The organism is Oxalicibacterium faecigallinarum, from assembly GCF_014635705.1.
Lineage (GTDB): Bacteria > Pseudomonadota > Gammaproteobacteria > Burkholderiales > Burkholderiaceae_D > Oxalicibacterium > Oxalicibacterium faecigallinarum.
This window is the reverse complement of record NZ_BMDI01000001.1, coordinates 354,546-376,408: the sequence shown is the minus strand read 5'-3', so window position 1 is coordinate 376,408 and position 21,863 is coordinate 354,546. Positions and strand designations below refer to the sequence as shown.

General features: G+C 55.2%; 27 protein-coding genes. 14 read left to right on the top strand and 13 right to left on the bottom strand.

All coding sequences use genetic code 11. The features are described from left to right. The first annotated feature begins 26 nt into the window (after positions 1 to 26). The 9 genes from fliJ (at position 27) to fliR (ending at position 6,214) form a co-directional block, all read left to right on the top strand. Positions 27 to 467, top strand: coding sequence for a flagellar export protein FliJ (gene fliJ, locus IEV29_RS01810; protein WP_188379562.1), 441 nt, complete (start codon positions 27 to 29; stop codon positions 465 to 467). A 19-nt stretch (positions 468 to 486) separates the two neighbouring features. Next, positions 487 to 1,665: a flagellar hook-length control protein FliK gene (locus tag IEV29_RS01805; protein ID WP_188379561.1), complete on the top strand. Its 1,179-nt coding sequence runs from the start codon at positions 487 to 489 to the stop codon at positions 1,663 to 1,665. A 345-nt stretch (positions 1,666 to 2,010) separates the two neighbouring features. Then, on the top strand, positions 2,011 to 2,517 hold the full coding sequence (gene fliL / locus IEV29_RS01800; RefSeq protein WP_188379560.1) for a flagellar basal body-associated protein FliL: 507 nt from the start codon (positions 2,011 to 2,013) through the stop codon (positions 2,515 to 2,517). Between the two features lie 7 nt (positions 2,518 to 2,524). Next, positions 2,525 to 3,526 carry a flagellar motor switch protein FliM gene (gene fliM, locus IEV29_RS01795; RefSeq protein ID WP_188379559.1) on the top strand — a complete coding sequence of 334 codons (1,002 nt, stop codon included), beginning with the start codon at positions 2,525 to 2,527 and terminating at the stop codon, positions 3,524 to 3,526. Further along, positions 3,516 to 3,929, top strand: a complete 414-nt coding sequence (fliN, locus tag IEV29_RS01790) for a flagellar motor switch protein FliN (RefSeq protein WP_188379558.1) — start codon at positions 3,516 to 3,518, stop codon at positions 3,927 to 3,929. The genes fliM and fliN overlap by 11 nt, the downstream gene beginning before the upstream one ends. Beyond that, positions 3,929 to 4,369 (top strand): flagellar biosynthetic protein FliO, encoded by a 441-nt coding sequence (fliO, locus tag IEV29_RS01785; protein ID WP_188379557.1) that lies wholly within the window; start codon positions 3,929 to 3,931, stop codon positions 4,367 to 4,369. Before fliN ends, fliO begins: the two co-directional genes overlap by 1 nt. After that, positions 4,362 to 5,111 (top strand): flagellar type III secretion system pore protein FliP, encoded by a 750-nt coding sequence (gene fliP / locus IEV29_RS01780; protein WP_188379556.1) that lies wholly within the window; start codon positions 4,362 to 4,364, stop codon positions 5,109 to 5,111. The genes fliO and fliP overlap by 8 nt, the downstream gene beginning before the upstream one ends. 10 nt (positions 5,112 to 5,121) lie before the next feature. Beyond that, entirely contained in the window at positions 5,122 to 5,391 is a 270-nt protein-coding gene (gene fliQ, locus IEV29_RS01775; protein ID WP_188379555.1) for a flagellar biosynthesis protein FliQ, read from the top strand. A 31-nt stretch (positions 5,392 to 5,422) separates the two neighbouring features. Beyond that, positions 5,423 to 6,214, top strand: coding sequence for a flagellar biosynthetic protein FliR (gene fliR / locus IEV29_RS01770; RefSeq protein ID WP_188379554.1), 792 nt, complete (start codon positions 5,423 to 5,425; stop codon positions 6,212 to 6,214). A 77-nt stretch (positions 6,215 to 6,291) separates the two neighbouring features. On the opposite strand, the gene flgL is transcribed toward fliR, so the two are convergent. The 11 genes from flgL to flgB all read right to left on the bottom strand — a co-directional run bounded on the left by flgL (position 6,292) and on the right by flgB (position 16,810). Beyond that, positions 6,292 to 7,503 (bottom strand): flagellar hook-associated protein FlgL, encoded by a 1,212-nt coding sequence (gene flgL / locus IEV29_RS01765; RefSeq protein ID WP_188379553.1) that lies wholly within the window; start codon positions 7,501 to 7,503, stop codon positions 6,292 to 6,294. A gap of 12 nt (positions 7,504 to 7,515) precedes the next feature. Beyond that, positions 7,516 to 9,453 (bottom strand): flagellar hook-associated protein FlgK, encoded by a 1,938-nt coding sequence (flgK, locus tag IEV29_RS01760; RefSeq protein ID WP_188379552.1) that lies wholly within the window; start codon positions 9,451 to 9,453, stop codon positions 7,516 to 7,518. 70 nt (positions 9,454 to 9,523) lie between these two features. Then, the gene (gene flgJ / locus IEV29_RS01755) at positions 9,524 to 10,450 is read right to left on the bottom strand and encodes a flagellar assembly peptidoglycan hydrolase FlgJ (RefSeq protein WP_188379551.1); all 927 of its coding nucleotides are present in this window, start codon (positions 10,448 to 10,450) and stop codon (positions 9,524 to 9,526) included. 19 nt (positions 10,451 to 10,469) lie between these two features. Then, a complete protein-coding gene (locus IEV29_RS01750; protein WP_229726157.1) occupies positions 10,470 to 11,600 on the bottom strand; it encodes a flagellar basal body P-ring protein FlgI in 1,131 nt (376 codons plus the stop codon). A gap of 25 nt (positions 11,601 to 11,625) precedes the next feature. After that, positions 11,626 to 12,297 (bottom strand): flagellar basal body L-ring protein FlgH, encoded by a 672-nt coding sequence (locus IEV29_RS01745; RefSeq protein ID WP_188379550.1) that lies wholly within the window; start codon positions 12,295 to 12,297, stop codon positions 11,626 to 11,628. Positions 12,298 to 12,324: 27 nt separating this feature from the next. Then, positions 12,325 to 13,107, bottom strand: a complete 783-nt coding sequence (gene flgG, locus IEV29_RS01740; protein WP_188379549.1) for a flagellar basal-body rod protein FlgG — start codon at positions 13,105 to 13,107, stop codon at positions 12,325 to 12,327. 66 nt (positions 13,108 to 13,173) lie between these two features. After that, a complete protein-coding gene (flgF, locus tag IEV29_RS01735) occupies positions 13,174 to 13,914 on the bottom strand; it encodes a flagellar basal-body rod protein FlgF (RefSeq protein WP_188379548.1) in 741 nt (246 codons plus the stop codon). Between the two features lie 80 nt (positions 13,915 to 13,994). Next, a complete protein-coding gene (flgE, locus tag IEV29_RS01730; protein ID WP_188379547.1) occupies positions 13,995 to 15,224 on the bottom strand; it encodes a flagellar hook protein FlgE in 1,230 nt (409 codons plus the stop codon). A 28-nt stretch (positions 15,225 to 15,252) separates the two neighbouring features. Then, entirely contained in the window at positions 15,253 to 15,924 is a 672-nt protein-coding gene (locus IEV29_RS01725; protein ID WP_188379546.1) for a flagellar hook assembly protein FlgD, read from the bottom strand. Positions 15,925 to 15,938: 14 nt separating this feature from the next. Further along, a complete protein-coding gene (flgC, locus tag IEV29_RS01720; RefSeq protein ID WP_188379545.1) occupies positions 15,939 to 16,343 on the bottom strand; it encodes a flagellar basal body rod protein FlgC in 405 nt (134 codons plus the stop codon). A 2-nt stretch (positions 16,344 to 16,345) separates the two neighbouring features. Continuing rightward, positions 16,346 to 16,810 (bottom strand): flagellar basal body rod protein FlgB, encoded by a 465-nt coding sequence (gene flgB / locus IEV29_RS01715; protein WP_188379544.1) that lies wholly within the window; start codon positions 16,808 to 16,810, stop codon positions 16,346 to 16,348. A 178-nt stretch (positions 16,811 to 16,988) separates the two neighbouring features. Between flgB and flgA the strand changes: the two genes are divergently transcribed. The 3 genes from flgA (at position 16,989) to IEV29_RS01700 (ending at position 18,587) form a co-directional block, all read left to right on the top strand. Further along, positions 16,989 to 17,690, top strand: coding sequence for a flagellar basal body P-ring formation chaperone FlgA (gene flgA, locus IEV29_RS01710; RefSeq protein ID WP_188379543.1), 702 nt, complete (start codon positions 16,989 to 16,991; stop codon positions 17,688 to 17,690). A 118-nt stretch (positions 17,691 to 17,808) separates the two neighbouring features. Then, complete coding sequence (gene flgM / locus IEV29_RS01705) at positions 17,809 to 18,108, top strand: flagellar biosynthesis anti-sigma factor FlgM (protein ID WP_188379542.1); 300 nt, start codon at positions 17,809 to 17,811, stop codon at positions 18,106 to 18,108. A gap of 2 nt (positions 18,109 to 18,110) precedes the next feature. Continuing rightward, positions 18,111 to 18,587: a flagella synthesis protein FlgN gene (locus tag IEV29_RS01700; protein ID WP_188379541.1), complete on the top strand. Its 477-nt coding sequence runs from the start codon at positions 18,111 to 18,113 to the stop codon at positions 18,585 to 18,587. Between the two features lie 101 nt (positions 18,588 to 18,688). Here IEV29_RS01700 and IEV29_RS01695 read toward each other — a convergent pair whose 3' ends face one another. Beyond that, the gene (locus IEV29_RS01695) at positions 18,689 to 18,979 is read right to left on the bottom strand and encodes an OmpH/Skp family outer membrane protein (RefSeq protein ID WP_229726155.1); all 291 of its coding nucleotides are present in this window, start codon (positions 18,977 to 18,979) and stop codon (positions 18,689 to 18,691) included. A 164-nt stretch (positions 18,980 to 19,143) separates the two neighbouring features. Here IEV29_RS01695 and ompR point away from each other — a divergent pair, with 164 nt between their 5' ends. Both ompR and IEV29_RS01685 read left to right on the top strand, forming a co-directional pair. Next, entirely contained in the window at positions 19,144 to 19,911 is a 768-nt protein-coding gene (ompR, locus tag IEV29_RS01690; protein ID WP_229726153.1) for an osmolarity response regulator transcription factor OmpR, read from the top strand. Between the two features lie 35 nt (positions 19,912 to 19,946). After that, on the top strand, positions 19,947 to 21,296 hold the full coding sequence (locus IEV29_RS01685) for a sensor histidine kinase family protein (protein ID WP_188379539.1): 1,350 nt from the start codon (positions 19,947 to 19,949) through the stop codon (positions 21,294 to 21,296). 65 nt (positions 21,297 to 21,361) lie between these two features. Here IEV29_RS01685 and IEV29_RS01680 read toward each other — a convergent pair whose 3' ends face one another. Beyond that, entirely contained in the window at positions 21,362 to 21,673 is a 312-nt protein-coding gene (locus tag IEV29_RS01680; protein WP_188379538.1) for a hypothetical protein, read from the bottom strand. Positions 21,674 to 21,863 lie beyond the last annotated feature (190 nt).

Here is a 21,863-nt window from a genome sequence, read left to right as displayed (position 1 = left end):
GGCTTGAAAAAATATAATCGGACGATATGGCTACTTCCTCCGCTCTCGGCACGCTGATTGAGCTGGCTACCAAGGAAACTGACGACGCTGCCAAACGGCTGGGTGTCGCGATGAAAGGTGTTGAGGATGCCGAACAGAAACTGGCTTTACTGAATCAGTACCGCGACGATTACATGGTGCGCTTTCAGAACAATCTGAGCGCCGGCCTGAGCGCCATGGCGTACGCGAACTACCAGCAGTTCATCGGCAAGCTCGATCAGGCGATTCAAAGCCAGCAACTGGTGGTACGCGATGCAAAGATCCGTGTGGATCGCGAAAAGGAACACTGGCAGTCCTGCGAACGCAAACGCATGTCATACGGCACCTTGGCCGATCGGGCAGAGAAAGTGCAGTTGGCAAAAGAAAACAAGCGCGACCAGAAACAGATGGATGAACACGCAGCAAGACGCTTGCTGTACAAACGATAATCGACCAGACAGGTATCTCATGAACACCCAAGCGATCAGTAACGTTTTCAGCGTCTTGCCCAATCAGGCCAGTACCGCCAAACCAGACAGCAATGCAACCGAAGCAGGCTCTTTCGGTCAGGTCTTGTCGCGCGAAATGAAGGATCAAGGCGCACCGACATCGACGAACGCCGCCAGAAAGGACAATCAGGGAAGCACTGGCGACAAGGCGAAAAGCGACAGCACGGATACGCCACAGGCATCCGGCAAGGACACCACCGCCGTCAGCGACGAAGATAAAACAACGGCGACGACAAGCGAACCCAAAGTGGATGAGTCCGAAGTTGATCCAGCTGCAGCCGCCGAACTGGCAGCCTTCATGGCTGCATTGACGCAAGCCAATCCGGCCCCTGCCGCTGCCAACAATGCCGCAGGCGCCGCAGACATCGCGGTCGACATCGGCAAGCAACTTGCCACCGATACAACCGACGATACCGCGCTTGAGCTCAAAACCGAGAGCACCATGCCCGGCGCAACCAACACCACGACGAAAGAAGCTGCGGGAAAACCTGAAGACTTTGTTGCGGCATTGGATAAAGCCGGAAAAAACATGGAGGCAGGTGCCAAAGCGGCTGTCTCGCCAGTCAAGGCTGACATCGAGAAAGCCATTGTCCAAACCGCCAAGGCGATTGACATGCCGGCAGCGCCGACACCGCAGAACATTTCGGCCGCCAGTGCTGCGGCAACCTTGCAGCAACTCAACGATCTGCAGAACCAGCAAGCCAGCAACCGCCTGACCCCGCATGTCGGCACGCAAGGCTGGGATCAGGCACTGGGGCAAAAAGTCGTGTGGATGGTCCAGGGCTTGCAGCAGACCGCTACATTGACGCTCAATCCGCCGGATTTGGGGCCAATGCAAGTGACCGTGAACGTGCATAACAATCAGGCAACCGCCAACTTCACCGCGCCACAGCCTGAAGTACGACACGCACTGGAAGCTGCCATGCCACGCTTGCGCGAGATGTTGAACGATGCAGGTATTCAGTTGAGCGAATCCAGCGTCAGTGCCGGTTCGTCCAACCAGCAAAGCAATGCCTTTGCCGACTCACAGCAAAACGGTCGCGGCAGCCGCGCATCGTCGCAGGTGGAAGCGGCCCCGATCGTCAGCCAGGCCACCGTTACAACCAGTGGTACCGGCATGGTCGACACCTTCGCCTGACCCCGCACTTTCCCCTCCCTTACTCTCTCGCCTGCGCCTGTATTGCTGGATAGCCGGCGGCAGGTTGCATGAGAGAGAAAAAATCGTGTTGTTTTCCCATAAGGCGGGTGTCGTGCGCTGCTAATAATGGTTTAATAGCAACCTGAGTAGCGCACTCGTCATCGCCTTGCCGGCAGATCAGTGCAGCCAAACTCGAGCGACCTCAGGATGCCATCCTTGTGAATACGCCGAACTGGTCCATGTTCGCCTCTCTTTTCAGCGCATCCTGCGTGTCGTTTTTTTTTAATAATGGCATGGTGTTGATTGCAGTCTTGTATTGCACCGTGACGTACTTGAGGAAAACAGATGGCAACATCGGGCAAAGGCGCTCCCAAAAAAGCTGAGGATTCGGAAAGCAAGCCGAAGAAATCCAAACTCATGCTCATCATCCTGATTCTGGTCGTCGTACTGGGTGCAGGTGGTGCAGCAGCTTGGTACTTTCTGGTCTTTAACAAGGCGCCTGCCGAACATCAAGAAGCCAAGGCGCAAGCACCCAAGCCACCCGTCTTCCTGCCGATGGATGTCTTTACCGTCAATCTGCAATCCGAAGAGGGAGAGCGCTTCCTGCAAACCGGCCTGACCTTGCAACTTGCCGGACAGGAGCAGGTCGATCTGATCAAGCTGTATATGCCGCATGTCCGCAGCCGCCTGCTTCTTTTGCTGTCCAGCAAAAAGGCATCGGACATCCTGTCGGCAGAAGGCAAGAACAAGCTGGCACAGGAAATCATCGATTCGCTGGGTCAGCCATTTTCGCCCGGCGGTCCGAGTGTGAAGGTGATGAGTGTGTTGTTTACTTCATTCGTCGTGCAATAAGTAAATCATGGCCGATAATTTTCTTTCCCAGGAAGAAGTCGATGCACTCCTGAAAGGCGTCAATGGCGATCAGGATGACAACGGCAAGCAAGAAGATACGTCCGGCGTTCGCCCCTACAATCTGGCGACGCAGGAACGTATCGTACGCGGCCGCATGCCGACCCTGGAAATCATCAACGAGCGTTTCTCGCGTCTGTTGCGTATCGGCCTGTTCAATTTTCTGCATCGCAGCGCCGAAGTCTCGATTGGTCCGGTCCGCGTTTCCAAGTACAGCGAGTTCATCCGCAATCTGGTCGTGCCGACCAATCTGAATCTGGTCCACATGAAACCGCTGCGCGGCACCGGATTGATTGTGCTCGATCCGAATCTGGTTTTTCTGCTGGTTGACAACCTGTTTGGCGGGGATGGCCGTTTTCATACGCGGGTTGAAGGTCGCGACTTTACGCAAACCGAGCAGCGCATCATCCAGCGTATTCTCGCGATTATTTTCGATACCTATGCCAAGTCATGGGAGCCTGTGTATCCGGTCGAGTTCGAATACATTCGTTCCGAGATGAATACCCAGTTTGCCAACATCGCCACGCCGAACGAGGTGGTGGTCTCGACCACTTTTACCATCGAACTGGGTCCGGTCAGCGGCGACATGCACTTCTGCGTGCCCTACTCGATGATCGAACCGATCCGTGATCTGCTGACCAGCAGCATGCAGGGTGAAACGCTGGAAATGGATAAACGCTGGATTCGTCTGATGACGCAGCAGATCCAGACAGCCGAGGTGGAGATTTTGGCCAACATGGGTTCAGCCAATGTCACGCTTGGCGACATTCTGAATATGAAGGCAGGCGACGTTATTCCCATCACCGTTCCGGAACGCGTCACAGCCGAAGTCGATGGTGTACCGGTGATGGAATGTTCCTACGGCAAACTCAACGGACAATATGCATTGCGCGTGGAAAAACTGATCTATAGCGCAAACGACTCAACGCAAGGAGAAGAACATGGCGGATGAAAATCAAACAGCAGCAGAAGATGACTGGGGTGCCGCAATGGCCGAGCAGGAGCAGGCAGAAACCGCCGCGCTCCAGGGAAAACCGGCGACTGCCACGGTGTTCAAGGATTTCTCCGGCGGCGACCTGAAAACCGGAACGCACAACGATATCGACTTCATCCTCGATATTCCGGTGCAGCTGACGGTTGAACTGGGACGCACCAAGATTGCGATCAAGAATCTGCTGCAACTGGCACAAGGTTCCGTCGTGGAGCTCGATGGTCTGGCCGGTGAGCCGATGGATGTCCTGGTCAACGGCTGTCTGATCGCTCAGGGTGAGGTGGTTGTCGTTAATGACAAGTTCGGTATTCGCCTGACAGACATCATTTCGCCCTCCGAACGCATTCGCAAGCTGAATCGCTGATGCGCCGCCGCTTGCTCACCGTACTGGCAGCCTCCGCGCTGCCATTGTTGTCGCTGGATGCCGCCGCCGCTGTCACCGCCAAGGCACCGTCCGCCCTTCCTTCTGCCTCTTCAGCCGGCAATCTGCTGCAGGTACTGTTTGGCCTGATTGTTGTGCTCGCCCTGATGGCCCTGCTGGCTTGGGTATTGCGCCGCTTCAATGCCAGCAAGGTTTTGGGTAACTCGGACATTCGCATCGTCGGTGGTGTCAGTGTCGGTACGAGGGAACGCGTCGTAGTCGTCGAGATTGCCGATCAATGGATCGTGGTCGGCGTGGCGCCGGGCCGCGTGAACGCACTGGCAACCATGACCAAGCAGGAAACCAGCATCGCGACGGATGCGGAACCTGCCAAAAACTTCTCCAACTGGCTTGCCAAGACAATGGATAAACGCAATGGCTAATCACGCTTTTCTGCGCCGTGCCTTTGCATTTCTGCTGCTGGCGATGCCTGTTGCCGCTCTGGCGCAACAAGGCTTGCCTGCGTTGACCAGCACACCGGCACCAGGCGGCGGACAAACTTACTCGCTGAGTCTGCAAACGCTGATTCTGCTGACCAGTCTTTCCTTCCTGCCAGCAGTATTGCTGATGATGACGAGCTTTACGCGTATCGTCATTGTGTTGTCGCTGCTGCGTCAGGCGCTCGGCACGCAAAGTGCACCACCGAATCAGGTCATCATCGGCCTGGCCTTGTTTCTGACGCTGTTTGTCATGAGTCCGGTGCTTGATCGGATTTATACCGATGCCTATCAGCCATTTTCGGAAAACAAGATCCAGATTCAGGAAGCCATGGAGCGCGGTGCGGGCCCGCTGAAGGAATTCATGGTCAAGCAGACACGCGAAACTGATCTGGCACTGTATGTGAAATTGTCGAACAGTCCTGAACTGCAGGGGCCGGAAGATATTCCCCTTCGTGTACTGGTTCCTGCATTTATCACCAGTGAATTGAAAACGGCTTTTCAGATCAGTTTTGCGATCTTCATCCCGTTTCTGATTATCGATATGGTGGTGGCCAGCGTGCTGATGTCGATGGGTATGATGATGGTGTCGCCCGCGATTGTGGCACTCCCCTTCAAGCTGATGCTGTTTGTACTGGTCGATGGCTGGCAGTTGCTGATCGGTTCGCTGGCACAGAGTTTTTATTAGGGATGCCGGCATGACCCCCGAAAGCGTATTGACCATGGGCCGTCAGGCCATCGAAGTCCTGTTGATGGTTGCTGCACCGATGTTGCTGATCGCACTGGCAATCGGTCTGGTCGTCAGTATTTTCCAGGCCGCGACACAGATCAATGAACAGACGCTGTCTTTCATTCCCAAACTGGTTGGCATCTTGATTGCCCTGATCATCGCCGGTCCGTGGATGCTGTCGATCATGCTGGATTACATGCGTCAGATGTTCACCAATATTCCGCTGTTCGTCAGTTGAGACAGCAACGGTATCGTCACCCGGTCACGGCATGATTTCCGTCTCCAGCGCCGACCTTTACACCTGGATTTCCGGCTTTATCTGGCCCTTGACGCGCATCATGGGTGTCATTGCCGTGGCCCCCTTGTTCGGTAACGTCAGCGTTCCGGCTCGCGTCAAGATTGCACTGGGCGTCTTGTTGGCAATGATTATTGCACCAACCGTGCCAGCCGTGCCGGCGCTCGATCCGATGTCGCTGCAGGGGGTGCTGATTCTGATGCAGCAACTCGTGATCGGTCTGGCCATCGGCTTCGCCATGCGTATTGTATTTGCCGGCGTCGAGATGGCCGGCGAGATTATCGGTATGACGATGGGCCTCGGTTTTGCGAGTTTTTTTGATCCGCAGACCCGTGCCCGCTCATCCGCGATCAGTCAATTCCTGGCATTGCTGACCTTGATGATTTATCTGGCGACCAATCTGCATCTGGTTTTGCTCTCTACCCTGGCCCAAAGCTTTGATCTGCTGCCGATTTCAGAGAAATTCGTATCGAATGCCGGGATATTTCAACTTGCCAGCTGGGGCGGACGGATTTTCAGCGCGGGCGTGCAATTATCCTTGCCTATCGTCGCCGCATTGCTGATCACCAATACGGCGCTCGGTATCTTGACGCGAACTGCACCGCAACTGAATATTTTCGGTATCGGCTTTCCAATCACGATCAGTGTCGGTTTCCTGATGATCGTTGCCGTGCTGCCTTATCTGATGAATCCAATCATCAACTTGCTTCAGGAAGGAATTGAAGCAATGAACCGCATCACCATTGCACTTGCCCCGATCAATTGATGCATCAGGACAAATCTCACACCATAAAAAAAAGCCGCTTGATCAGCGGCTTTTTTATTGATGACTATACGCGTTCATCAGATGTAATTGAACAGCGACAGCCCGGTGAGCTTGATGTAAGACTGTTGCGCAGCCTGCAAAGTGTACTGTTGCTGGGTAAAGAGCGAATAGGCTTCGACCAGATCGATATCCTGCAGATCGGACAGGGTCTGCGTGTACTGCAGTTTCAAATCAGTACCGGTATTGTCGAGATTCTCGATTTCATTCAGACGAGAACCGATCGAGCTGCGGGTCGACGAAATCGTGTCCAGTGTGCGATCAATATGATTATTCGCGACCGACAGCGCATTGGCGAGCGCAGCCTGATTAATCTCGCCCGTGCCTGGTGAATTGATCGCGGTGATCAAATCCTTGATCGTCGTGAAAATACTTTGGCTCTTGCTCGGTTCAACGGTAAAGGTATCACCAGCAGCCGGATTTCCCTTGATCGTGAACTGCATGCCATTGATCTTGATTGGCTGCTCGCTGACATAAGCTTGCGGTGCGGAGGTGGTACCTGCCGGCATTTCCGTCACGGTGTAAGTCACTTCTTCGGTCAATGGATCGACATCGAAGTTCAGCGTGTATTGGCCGCCATTGAGCAAGGTATTGTCATAAACCGAGCCAATATCGATGACGCCACTGCCCGTGTTCGCAGCGGATGCCGCAGTCGTAAAACGGCCGTTACCTGTCAGCGTGCTTTCAAAGATCTGGGTGCCAGAATTACTGGTCGAGAGCTGGCGCGATGCGCCAACCTGCATCATGCGTTCGCCCTGATCGCCATTGTAGGTGGCACCCGTATCTGTTTTGGTGAAAGGCGCGGTGCTGGTGCTGTAGCCGGAAAAGACGTAATCGCCCTTGGCATCGCGCGTGTTGGCGAGACCGAGCAATTCATCATAGTTGCTGTTGAGTTGCGCCAGATAGAGTTTGCGCTGCTCGTCGCTCATCGAGGCATTACCGGCACCAACCACGGCATCCTTGACCGATTGCAGCAACGACGCGACGCTGTTAAGAATACTTTCCTGCTCGGACAAGGTGCTCGTGGCGTTCTTGCGATTGACCGCAAACTGATCGTTCATCGAAATAGCCTGCCCCAGATTGATGGCAGACGCCGCTGCAATCGGATCATCCGCAGGTGTGAGCACGCGTTTGTTGGTTGAAATCTGCTGTTGCGTGCGCATCAATTGCGACTGCAGATCGGACAAACGACTGGAGCCCGACTCAAAAATCATGCTGGTGCTGATACGCATTGCCTACTCTCCTTAACGACCGCCCAGCGCGATCAGGACATCAAACATGTCGCTGACGGCCTGCATGACCTTGCCTGCCGCCTGGTAGGCTTGCTGATAACGCAGCAAATTGGTCGCCTCTTCATCAAGATTGACGCCGGATTCCGATTGCTGCGCGTCCTGCAATTGCTTGAGCAATGCGCCATCCGCCTCGCTGTTGACCTGCACTTCGCGCGTCTTGTTACCAACCAGACTGACGAGCTGAGCATAAGCACTGTTATAGCTTGCCGTGCCGCCCTGCAGAACATTCTTTGTCTGCAATTCACCTAACGCCAGCATATTGCGATTGTCACCACTGCCGTTGACGTTCTGGCCAATCGTGAAAGTATCGCCATCGGCTGGTGTTCCCGAAATCTGTACTTGCGCACCGCCGAAGGCGATGGTCGCCCCTGCCGTATAGGGGACAGGCGTGCCAGCGGCATAAGTCGTCGGCGTACCGTTAACGGTCACCGTCACATCCATGCCGGCGGGGAACCCACTGAATGTGCCGGTTGCCGCGTCATAGCTCAGCGTCACTGTCGGCGACAGATTGCTTTGCGCAAAACCCGCAGCGACCGAACCTGCACTGATCGTCGCATTGCCGGAATTGGTCGTCGTGGCACCAGTCACAATCGGTGCTGCCGCGGCAATCATTGCCGTGTCCTTGATCAACACCTTGAAGTCCGCTGCACCCGTCGCCGTCGGACGAATCATGAATTCGTCGCCTGCAGCCATGCTGGTCAGGGACAGCGAGACACCAGGAATGAAATTCGCAGGGAACGTTGTGCCGGCATAACTGACAACGTTGTCCGGCAAGGTGGTGATGCGGTAGTTACTGCCATCGTACGACAGACGATAGTCATTGGTCGTCAATGCACCAACATTGGAGAACGTAGCGGTCACACCGGAACCGGCCGAGTTGCTGCCGCCGGCGGCGACATCCGGCGTCCCGACATAAAACATGTCGGTCCCCATATTGCCGTTCTGATCCTGCCCGAGTTTGTGCTGATCGTTAAAGGTCGTTGCCAGACCGATCGCGATACGGCCCAAGGAGTTTTGAACCTGATCCAGCGTTTTCGAGCGATATTCAAACAGGCCGCCCAGATTGCCGCCCGTGATTGCCGTTTCAGGAATCGCGACAACGGTACCGTTGACCGAATAACCAACCTGCAGACGTCCGGCATCTGTCGTCGACGACATGATGCTCAGCTCCTGTGCGTCCTTGCCGATGACCAGTGGCTGACCATTACCAATGAAGACGCCGTAACCGGTTTCCTGCTTGACGACGGTGACCTTGGTCTCTTTTGCCAGCAACGACACGATGTAATCGCGTTGATCGAGCAAATCGTTAGGTTGTTGACCTGTGCCGCTTTGTGCCTTGGCAATCGCCTCGTTCAACTGGGCAATCTGCTTGGCGTAGGAATTGATATTGGTGACAGAAGCCGTGATTTCGGTATTTACGCCGTCACGCATGCCCTGGATCTGCGCACTCAGGCTTTGGAAACGTGCCGCCAGCGATTCTGCACTGGACAGCATGGCCTGACGCGATGCCGGCAAACCCGGATTGTTGACGAGGTCCTGCACACCGGCAAAAAAGCTTTGCAGAACAGGCGACAACCCGGCGCTGGAATCGGCGACCATGTTGTTGAGTTTATTGATCTGCGCGTAGTACGAAGTCTGTTGGCTGGCGGACGACTGCGCTGCAATCGTCTGTGTGGCGAGAAAGGAGTTGTAAACCCGCTGGATGCCCTGCACCGAGGTACCGATGCCGGAGTAGCCACCACCCTCGGTCATATCGCTCAACGCTGTCTGAATGACTTGCTGACGGTTGTATCCAGGTGTTGCCTGATTCGCAATATTGTGTGCCGTCGTCGCCATCCCGATCTGGGCGGCGGCAAGTCCTGTCTTGGCGATACTGAGGATATTGGCCATGATCTGTCTTTTAAGTCGTTACCTGTATGTACGGCAGGTTCTCAAGAAACTTGAGCGCCGTGACATTTGCTCAAGACGAAAAGTTCGTCTTGATGATGTTCGTCAGTTTAGCTGCGTAGTTCGGATCGGTTGCATAGCCGGCTCGCTGCAGTCCCTTCGCAAATCCTTCTACATCGCTGGCATTGGCGATCACTTTTTCATAACGCGGATTATTGCGCAGCAGATTGGCGTAATCCCGGAAAGAATCGGCATAAGAGTCATACGCCCGGAATTTTTCCACCCGTTTCTGCGGCACGCCATCCACATATTCGGTTGTTACCGCGTCGACAGTCTTGCCTTTCCAGCTGGCCGTTGCCTTGATGCCAAACAGGTTATGACTGTTGGTGCCATCGGTCGTGCGGATCATCCGCTTGCCCCAGCCACTTTCCAGTGCTGCCTGCCCCAGCATGAATTCAGCCGGAATGCCGGTCGTACGGCTTGCCTCTTCGGCATGGGACGTCAGTTTTTCCTGAAACGCCTTGACGTGGGCAGGTCGGGACGAGGAGCTCGACGTAATCGCAGCGCCCGCTTCTTCTGCCGTACGCGGCGAAGGCTTCACGGTGCGCGGTGCCATCGACTGCAGCAGATCGGTTCTCACCATATCGCTCAGGCCGGTCTGTACGCCACCACTACCATTGGTGCCGTCATCACTACCCTGATTGATCGACAACTGACGGATCAGCACATCCGCCAGTCCGATGCCTCGGCTAGCCATGTTCTGGCCCAGCTGCTGGTCCAGCATGGACTGATACATCTTGGTTTGTTGATTGTCGAACAGGCCTTCTTGGGGCGTCGCGTCACGCATGCTCTTCAACATCATGTTGACGAACAGGGCTTCAAACTGCTGTGCCGCCGCCTTCAGCGATTCCGGGGAATTCTGCTTGGCTGACTGCTTGAGCGACTCGATACTCTTGGTATCGATCGCCAGGCTGGCAGTGGAATCGGTCGGCGTGATCATGAACGAATATCCGCAGGGATCAGATGATTTCCAGCTCGGCGCGCAAGGAGCCCGATGCCTTCATCGCCTGCAGAATCGCCAGCAAGTCCTGTGGCGTGGCGCCAATGGAGTTCAGCGCTTTGACCACGTCGGCGAGTGATGCCGAATTCTTCAACAGAATGACTTTGCCCGGATCCTTGTTGATTTCAATCTGTGATTGTTGAGCAACAACCGTCTGACCACCGGAGAACGGCGCTGGCTGGCTGATCACGGGTTGCGTATTGATCACGACCGACAGGTTGCCGTGCGATACGGCGCAGGTATCCAGCGTGACGGCCTGATTCATGACGACCGATCCGGTCCGCGCATTCATGATGACCTTGGCGGGAACCTGGGCCGGCGTGACATTGATGCTTTCCAGCGCGCCCAGAAACGCGACGCGCGAATCGTTGGCTTGTGGTGCCTGCACACGAATCACGCGACCATCCTGTGCCGAAGCCGTACCCGGACCAAAGCGGGCATTGACTGCTTCCACCACACGACTTGCATTTGAAAAACTGCTTTCCTTCAATTCCAGAAAAATCGAGCCATCCTGCCCCAGCATGGTCGGTACAGCACGCTCGACGGTCGCACCAGCAGAGATGCGGCCAACGCCGAGGTGGTTGATCTGTGCCTTGCTGCCGTTGGCTGCCGCACCGGCACCGCCCACCACGACATTACCTTGCGCCATACCGTAAATCTGTCCGTCCGCACCTTTCAGCGGCGTCATTAGCAAGGTACCGCCGCGCAGACTCTTGGCATTACCCATCGACGACACGGTGATGTCGAGTGTCTGTCCAGGCTGGGCAAATGCGGGCAGCGAGGTCGTCACCATGACAGCCGCGACGTTCTTCAACTGCATATTGGTGCCGGCAGGCATGTTGATGCCCATTTGCTTGAGCATGCTGACCACGCTTTGCACCGTAAATGGCGTCTGGGTTGTCTGGTCACCACTACCGTCCAGACCAACAACCAGACCGTAACCGATCAATTGGTTTTCACGAACGCCCTGCACGCTGGCCATATCGAGCAAACGTTGCGCGGCCTGTGCCGGCTGCACTGACAAAGCCAGTGTTGCTGCACAAGTCAGCGTAAGGAGCGACTTTGCGATGAGTAAACGGGAGAGTTTCATGATCATCCTTATTGCATCCACGCGATCAAAGCGGGACGACGCTGAAGAAAAAGCGCGACAGCATGTTCATCACGGCCGCAGCATCGATACGGCTGTTGGTACGGTATTCAATACGCGCATCGGCGACGCTGGTCGACGAAACCATGTTGTTGCCAGAAACCGTGCTCGGATCAACCACGCCGGAAAAACGGATAAATTCCGCGCCTTTGTCGAGCGAGACCTGTTTTTCGCCTGCCACAACCAGATTACCGTTGGACAGCACATCGATCACGGTGACCGTCAGCGTGCTGGCGAAGTTGTTGCTCGACGTCACAGCGCCCTTGTCTTCAAACTTCGAGGATGTCGATGCACTGGCATCCAGTGCGCCGGTGATGCCTGGCAGCAGGCCGAAAATATTCGGTGCAGCCGCAGCAACCGTGCCGGTCTTGCTGCCGGAGCTGCCCGCCAGTTTGCCTGCACTGCTACGTTCATTGATGACGATCGTGATCGTATCGCCGATCAGACGTGCACGGCGATCTTCAAAAATCGGACGATAGCTGGCTGTCTGGAAAATCGCGCCATTGGTCGGCGGCGTCATGGTCGCCGCGGTTTGCGGGCGTGTGGTCAGCGGCCCTTGCACCACCGTTTCCGGCAGGGTGCTGCAACCAGCAAGGAGCGAACCTGCAGTCACGATGACTGCCAGCAGAGAAAATTTCATCGCAGTTCCTTTATCAATCAGATGCCATCAGATCTGGGTCAGACGCTGCAACATCTGATCCGATGTCGTGATGGCCTTGCTATTGATTTCGTAAGCACGTTGCGTCTGAATCATGCTGACGAGTTCTTCGACGACGTTCACGTTGGACGTCTCGACATAATTCTGTTGCAACAGACCGGCACCATTGGAGCCCGGCACGTTGGTAATGGGGGTACCCGATGCCGTGGTTTCCACATACAGGTTTTCACCCTTGCTTTCCAGACCACCCGGATTGATGAAGGTCGCCAACTGAATGGCGCCAATCTCGAGATTGGCCGGATTGTCTGCGGTCGTCACACTGACAATACCATCACGCGAAATGGTCAGACTGGTGGCATTTTCAGGTACTACAATCGCCGGCTCGATTGGAAAGCCGCTCGAGGTGGTCAACTGTCCCTGATTGTTGGTCTTGAACGAACCGTCGCGCGTGTAAGCCAGCGTGCCATCCGGCATGGAAACCTGGAAGAAGCCGTCGCCGCGAATCGCGACATCACGCGCATCATCGGTTTTTTGCAGATTGCCTTGCGTATGCACACGTTCGGTTGCCACCAGTTGCACACCGGTACCGAGTTGCAAACCGGTTGGCAACTGCGTCTGTTGCGACGACGCCGCACCCGGCTGGCGCATGGTCTGATAGAGCAAGTCTTCAAATACGGCGCGCGATTTCTTGAAACCGGTCGTGCTGACGTTTGCCAGGTTGTTCGAGATCACGTCCATCTGCGTTTGTTGCGCATCCAGACCTGTCTTGGAAATCCATAGTGAGCGAATCATTTCATTCTCCGTTTCGGCAAACCTTCAAACGACCTTTTACCCATCGTCATTTTGCCTGTGGTCGCATTAATTCAAAGCGAGGAACTCAGTGGCTTTTGCCGCGTTACTTTCAGCGTGTTTGAGCAAATTCATGTGGACCTCGAACTGTCTTGACAGACTGATCATGTTCACCATGGCATCCACAACGTTGACATTACTGCCTTCAATTGCACCGCCCACGACACTGACATTGGCGTCCGGCTCTACTGCATCGCCGTTCCGCATGACAAACAAGCCATCCGTACCACGTACCAGTTCCTCTTCCGGCGGATTCACCAGTTTCAGACGAGCGAGCTGAATCGTGGCGCCCGGTACAGAACCAGCCTGCACCGTCGAAATCGTGCCATCCTTGCCAATCGTGAAATGCGTATCGGGTGGAATCGTGATCGGGCCGCCGTCACCGACCACATTCTGGCCGCTCTGTGTCTGCAATACGCCGTTTTCGTTGATCTTCAGACTACCTGAACGCGTATAGCCTTCCGTACCATCTGCGCGTTCGACCGCAAACCAGCCCTTGCCCTTGATGGCGACGTCGAGATCGCGTCCCGTATGCTGAATCGCGCCGGAGCGGAAGTCGGTACCTACCGTCGAATCCACAACGTAGGAACGCGTCGGCAAATCGGCACCCACCACAGGAACCGCACGGAACGTATCAAGCTGCGCACGAAAACCATTGGTCGACACATTGGCCAGATTGTTCGACGTCGTTGCCTGCTGTTCCAGAATCTGCTTGGCACCGGTCATCGCGGTATATATCAGACGATCCATCTCATCTCTCCCGACACACGCGTTCGTTTCCTACAATGAAAACGAACGCGGTCATCCATACAACTCGATTAAAACGACGTTTAACGCAGGTTGACCAGCGTCTGCAGGATCTGATCCTGCGTCTTGATGGTCTGAGCGTTCGCCTGGTAGTAACGTTGTGCAGTGATCATGTTGACCAGTTCAGCAGTCAGATCGACGTTGGACTCTTCCACACGTGACGATTGCACAGCACCCAAACCGCTGCTGCCTGGGGTACTGACCATTGGCACGCCTGATTCCGAAGTCTCGACCCACTGATTGTCACCACGGTTTTGCAAACCATTCGGATTGGCAAAGTTCGCCAGAATGACCTGCCCCAGCAAATTGGTCTGCCCATTCGAGTAACGACCAACGATTTCACCATTGGAGGACACGCTGAAATCCACCAGCGTACCGGCAGCAAAACCGTTCGGCAGTTGACGGCTTACACCGAAGTCCTGTGCAAACTGTTGCGTACCAGCTTGATCAATCGTGATGGTGTAAGGCGTAGCCGCACCGGTTGTCACCACCATAGGCACATCCATGGTCGACACACTGGTCAAAACACCGCCATTATTGAAGGTCATGTTACCGATCAAGCCTTCTGGCGTTGAACCGGTAGGAACTGGCACACCGTCATTTGTCGCATACACATCCCAGGTACCTGCGCCGGTTTTGACGTAGAAAGTACGCAAGGTATGTACGTTACCCAAGCTGTCATAGACTGGTGCAGAGGTTGAATCACTGAACGTAGCAGGATCATCCGGGTTAAAGTCGGCACTGACCAGATTGCCCTTACGCGAATCCAGTGTGAGCTTGAGTTCATACTCGGTACTGGCTTCTGGCGACAGATCGGCCTTATTGATGACAAGCTCGCCTGGCGCACCAATCGCAATCACGCCATTCGCATCAGCCATGTAACCGGTCAGACGCGCACCGGCCGCATTTTCGATATAGCCTTCCTTGCTCAGAGTGAACTGACCGTTACGTGTGTACGTAATGGCACCGCCTGTGCTCATACGGAAGAAACCGTTACCGCTAATCGCCATATCCAGTGGATTATCAGATTTGCTGATATTGCCCTGGCTGAACAACTGCGCGACACGCGATACCTGAGTACCGATACCGATCTGGTTGCCACCCGATCCGATCAAGGTGCCTGCATAGATATCGGCAAACTGAATCTGCGACTGTTTGAAACCGATCGTGTTCGCATTGGCGACGTTGTGACCGATGGCTTCGAGACTTTGTGAAGCGGCACTTAAACCGCTCAAACCTTGCTGAAAACTCATTGCATTTCTCCTGGGTTAAGTGTCGCTGTTAAAGAACTTGACGAATCTTGGATACATCGAGCGCGCCGAGGCCAGGCACGCTGACCTTGGCTCCGTCGCTATTAGTAGTCACCGCCGTCACCACACCAAACTGCAATGGCGTGGTCGCCACCGCGCTACCGGCCAAGGTGGCTTTGACTTCAAAGGTATAAGTGCCATCGGCAGCTTTCTCGCCCGACGAGGTGGTGCCATCCCACAGCAATGGAATCGGACCAGCTTCCTGCGCGCCGAGATCAACGGTATGTACCACGTTGCCCGATGCATCCTTGATGATGACTTGTGCAGCGTCTACCGGGCCGGAGAATTCCACGCCCATGATGCCCTTCTCATCTGCCAGCGAAATCTGGTTACCTGAGCTCAGCACACCACGACCAATCAGGTTGGCTGCCTGTAGCGAATTGTTGGCTGCCGAACTGCTGATCAGCGACTCCAGTGTCGAGTTGAGCTTGTCAATCCCGGTCACCGTGGATAGCTGCGCCATCTGACTTGTTACCTCGGCGTTATCCATCGGATTCAGCGGATCCTGATTCTGCATCTGCGTGACGAGCAACTTGAGGAAGCGATCCTGCGCCTCTTCCGTCGATGTCTTGCTGGTCGTTGTGCCGGTGCCGTTCATGGCATCCAGAACGGATTGCGGCAAGGTGTTGGAAACGGTTGTCATGAGAGATCCTTACGTTACTGACCAAGCGTCAGCGTTTTGAGAAGCATTGTCTTGGCCGTATTCATGGTCTCGACGTTGGTTTGATAGGAACGGGAAGCGGAAATCATGTTGACCATTTCTTCCACCACATTGACGTTCGGCATGGACACATGGCCGGTCGCATCCGCATTGGGATGCTTGGGATCGAATACGACCTTCAATGGAGAAGTGTCTTCGACTACACGCGTCACGCGCACGCCGGTCGCCGAAGCATCCTTGCCCGGCGTCGCCATGAACTCGACCTGCTTGGCACGATAGGTCTTGCCATCGGCGCTGGTCGTGCTTTCAGCGTTGGCGATATTGCTGGTAACGACATTCAGACGCTGACTCTGGGCACTCATGGCCGAGCCAGCCACATTGAAGATGTTAAATAGCGACATGATTATTGCCCCTGAATTGCGCTCATCAGTCCCTTGATCTTGGACGAAGCCATGGTCAAGCTGACTTCGTAACGCATGGCGTTATCGGTGAACTGATTGCGTTGCACATCCATATCAACGGTATTGCCGTCAATATTCCCTTGCTGCTCCGTCATATACTTGATGGCTGCACCACCAATGGCACCCCGCCCGCTGGTCGAAACCATGTGTGCGGTCGAGGTTCGCAGGACCTCATGAGCGCTCACGCCACTTGCTGTGCTTGCCGCCACCGGGCCCGCCGTACTGGCCGCGATCGTTCCGCCCGCTTTGGAAATGGCACCTTGCAACGCCGCGTTGAAGTCGATATCGCGCGCCTTGAAATTCGGTGTGTCGGCATTGGCAATATTCGAAGCCAGCAACTGTTGGCGCTGTGCGCGCAAACTCAGTGCCGTCTCGTGAAACCGCATCATGTCGTCAATTTTTCCCATCGCAGCCTCCACAGAACATGCCGGACGGATGACCGGTCATGGATTTCTATAGCGTGGATCATACGGAGCAGAAAAGCACTTTCATCAAACGATAAGAGGACAAAAATCTGCCTTATTCATCGCTTTGCGCGAGACCGTAATCGGTACCATGATCGAGGTCTAAAACCATGGAACCGCCATGAATGCTTATCTCGGAATCGTGATTGCCGCCCTGGGCTTGTTTGCCCAGACAGCCATTGCCCAGACGGCGGAGCCACCGCGCCAGGATATTGGCGTGATCAAGCAGACCGTGGAACGTTTTCTGACAACACAGGCTGTTGGTCTGCCCGGAGAAATCAAGGTCGTTGTGGGCGCGATCGATCCACGCCTCAAAATGCCGGCATGTCCTGCACCACAAGGCTTTCTGTCGCCTGCCAACAAGGCCTGGGGAAAAACAACGGTCGGTGTTCGCTGCAGCGCACCAAACTGGACAATTTATGTACAGGCGACCGTCCATGTAACCGGTGACTATGTGGTGGCAGCCGTACCGCTGGCGCAAGGTCAGACCATCATGGAAAGCGATCTGGCCAAGGTCAAAGGCGATCTGACAATGTTGCCTGCAGGAATTATTGTCGATGCATCGCAAGCCGTGGGCCGCACCGTGACCTCGTCCGTGCGGCTTGGCGCGCCGGTTCGGCAAGATGCCTTGCGTAACCAGCAAGCCATCCATCAGGGACAATCCGTGCGCGTGGTCTATAACGGTGCCGGCTTTAGTGTAAGCAGCGAAGCACGCGCCCTGAACAATGCCAATGAAGGCCAAATGACCCAGGTACGGACCCAAAGCGGACAAGTACTGACAGGCATTGCCAAGCTCGGCGGCATTGTCGATATGACATATTAAGAAGGACGCGCATCACGTACCATTTACGTACCCTCCATTTAGGTCTAAAGTTTATCCAGAACACGCCGATAGACCATGCAGAGATAGGCGTTTTGCCGCATACACTTGGAGTAGTACCGTGAAAATTGATGACGCTAGCAAGAAAATTGCAGGAATAGGCGTTGGAACGACGCAAACCCGCGCTGGCAAAGGTGCAGAAAAGACCGATGCCACCGGCAAAACGTCGACCGACAATGTGACGTTATCGACACAAGCCAAAGCATTGACCAGCCAGTCTGGTAGTGCAGGCGTGTTCGATGCGAAAAAAGTCGATGAGATCAAGGCAGCGATTGCTGGCGGTCAGTTCAAGGTCAATGCGGAAAGCGTTGCTGACGGATTGATGGACACGGTTAAGGACTTGATCTCCACACGGAGATAAACATGAGCGCGTTCGGCACCAGCCCGGCAGTAACCTTGATTGACGAGCAAGAAGCCATGCTCGCCCTCACCAGTCTGCTGGAACAGGAACAGAAACTGTTGATCGCTGCCGATATCGAGCGCATTGCTGCGCTGACCGAGCCCAAGGCATTAGCCGCCGCAAAAATGGCCGAACTGGCATCACAACGCCACGATGCACTCGCCGCTGCCGGTCACGACGCCTCCGAAATCGGCATGCAGGCATGGCTGGCAACGACTGCCGCGCCCGCTGGCGCCAGCGAAGCCTGGAAAAAGCTGATTACCATCGCCGAAGAAGCCAAGGAAATCAATCGCATCAACGGCACTCTGATCAACAAACAGATGGCCCGCAATCAGGCCGTGCTCAATGTACTCCAGCACGGCAACGAGCAAGGCGGCTCGACCTACGGCCCCAAAGGACAATCAGGCAGTAAATCGATTGGCCGTCATATCGTGGCCTGAGACAGAGCCCAGTACCGATTCAAAATGAAAACGGCGGACTTTCCAGTCCGCCGTTTTCTTTATGCGCTCTCGCAGCTACGAGCGCTGCCACGGTTTCCCGATCAGCGACGTCGATAAATATCGCGCCCCGCTTCATCAATCTGCTGACGCAAGGCGCGGCGCTCGTCCGGCGACATACGATCATTACGACGCTGCGACTGCTCCTCACGCATACGATCTGCGTTTTGTCGCTGATCCGCACCACGACCGCGTGGATCCCCGCGTGAATCGCGCTGCTGTGCACCGTAGTTGCTGTCAAAATAACGTGATTGCGCAGAAACTGCGCCCGTTGCACTCAACGCCGCAACCAGCAACAGCATCCATCCCGTTTTTTTCACTGTACTATTCATCATGATTTTGCGTGCCGGACAAACTGGCCAGACACCTAACCTCCATGGCTAAAGTGTAGGCCGCTTATCCTCTGCGCCGAAGCGCTTTTCCGTAAAGGTTGTAACACTTTGTAATGCCTTGCGCTGCAAGCGTTACCCTTAATGAGTTCTGAAGTTACCATATCGACATGACTACGACAAATGCGATCATGAACGACACAACCCACATCACCAATGCCCATCAGACCAAAGTGCTGGTGGTTGATGACGATCTGCGCCTGCGCGACCTGCTGCGACGCTATCTTGCGGAGCAAGGTTTCCAGGTCGTCGTCGCTGAAAACGCGCAAGCCATGAATAAACTCTGGTTGCGTGAACGCTACGATTTGCTGGTTCTCGACCTGATGTTGCCGGGCGAAGACGGCCTGTCGATCTGCCGTCGCCTGCGCGGTGCGGGAGATAAGACACCGATCATCATGCTGACCGCTAAAGGCGAAGACGTCGACCGCATCGTTGGCCTCGAGATGGGTGCCGACGACTATCTGCCCAAACCCTTCAATCCGCGCGAGCTCGTCGCACGTATCAATGCCGTACTGCGTCGTGTTGGGCCGGATGAGATTCCGGGTGCACCGTCCGAAACGCCACAATCCTTCACGTTTGGCGACTTCGAACTTGATCTTGGTACGCGCACGCTCAAGAAGAATGGCGAAACCGTGCCACTGACCACCGGCGAATTTTCGGTGCTTAAGGTCTTCGCACGTCACGCTCGTCAGCCACTGTCGCGCGAAAAGCTGATGGAACTGGCACGCGGCCGCGAGTATGAAGTCTTCGACCGCAGCCTGGATGTACAAATCTCGCGACTGCGCAAACTGATCGAACCTGATCCATCCACGCCGCTTTACATCCAGACCGTATGGGGCCTTGGCTATGTGTTTATTCCGGAAGGCAAGCCACGCTGATTCTGCTCTCTGCCTTTCAAGATTGAACCACCTGCATGCGTCCTCCCTCACCTCGCCTGTCATGGATCAGTAGCGGCCTGTTCTGGCGCACGTTCATTCTGCTCGCCTCGCTGATTGCGATCAGCATGGCGGCATGGGTTGCCAGTTTCCGCATCATCGAACAAACGCCGCGCGCCAATCAGATTGGTGCGCAGATCATTTCGATTGTCACCATCACACGTGCTGCACTGACGCACTCTGCGCCAGATTTGAGGCGCGAACTGCTGTTTGATCTGGCCAGTAACGAAGGTGTACGCATCTATCCGCTGGAAGAAAACGATCAGGTCGAACCGCCGACCAACAGCAGCATGATGCAGGCGATTCAGGAATACGTCCGTGCGGGACTGGGCGCTGAAACGCGCTTCGCCCGTAACGTCAACGACGTCGCCGGTTTCTGGGTCAGCTTCGCCATTTCGGATGATGAATACTGGCTGATGCTGGACAGGGACCGTATCGAAGGCACATCCGGCATCCAGTGGGTCAGCTGGGGCGCGGTAACCCTGCTGTTGTCGCTGCTGGGCGCGATGCTGATTTCGGGCCTGATCAACCAGCCACTGGCGCGCATCGCCGCCGCCGCCAAGGCAGTGGCCAATGGTCGTCACACCACTCCCTTGCCGGAAAAGGGACCTGCCGAAATTCGCGAAACCAACCGCAGCTTCAACCACATGGTTGAAGATCTGGAGCGTGTGGAATCAGACCGCGCTCTGGTGCTGGCCGGTATTTCGCACGATCTGCGTACGCCACTGGCTCGCATGCAGCTGGAAGTCGAACTGGCCGGCCTGCCGGACGATGCACGTAAAGGCATGCAATCCGATCTGGAGCAGATGGATGCCATCATCGGACAGTTCCTCGATTACGCCAAACCCACGGACAACAAAACATTTGAGGCAATCGATCTGTCTGCCCTCTTGCAGCAAAGCGTGATGGAAGTGGAACGGCTGGCCGATGTCGATATCACGGCAACGATTGCCGACAACCTGACGATCGCCGGAAACCCGATCGAAATCAAACGCGTACTTAACAACCTCGTCGAGAATGCACGCCGCTACGGCAAGAAAGATCCGTCGCAGTCAGTAAAAATAGACCTGCTCTGCCACGCCGATGGTGACAAGGTCATGCTGGAATTCGGTGATCACGGCAACGGCGTACCGGATGAGGAAATCGCGCGCCTGCTACGCCCCTTCACACGCATGGATCAGGCGCGCGGTCAGGCGAATGGCGCAGGGCTCGGCCTCGCCATCGTTGACCGCATCATCAAGCGCCATGGCGGTCGCCTGCTGCTCTCCAACCGCGACACCGGCGGATTGATCGTCCGCATCGCCCTGCCTCCGCCCAAGATCAAATAGGCTTTTCCGGCCGACGAAAAAAAAGCACATCAGACGATGTGCTTTTTTTCCAGATCCTGATCGGCTTAACGTCGTACGTCATCCTTGACTTCGGTGATGACGCCTTCAATGATCTCGCCCTGGCCCGGCGCATGTTGATAACGCTGGGCGGATGCCGCCTGACGCATTTTTTCCATGACACGGCGCTTTTTGTACAGCAGCACCGGAATCAGCAGCCAGCTCAACAGCAGAACCGTCACGACGACCAGCAAACCAACCATCATCAGCACGCCGAGCATCAGCCAGGCGAACAAACGCGAAAAGAAACCGCCAGACTGACTGCGGCGAAACATTTGCTGCCAGCTATTGGCTTGCTGACTGAAGAAAAATGATGTCATGAGATCGATTACTCCTGTTTCCGTTTTGCCAACCGCCTGTTAGAAATCGACAGCCCGCTGACGTACTATGCGGCAAGTCCGCGTATGGTGCAATAAATTGTGGCGATTCGCTTAAATTCAATACCGTTTCCATGCATTTATGCAAACGACTGTGTCGCATTGCGTGCATGCATTCATGAAATCTGCATGC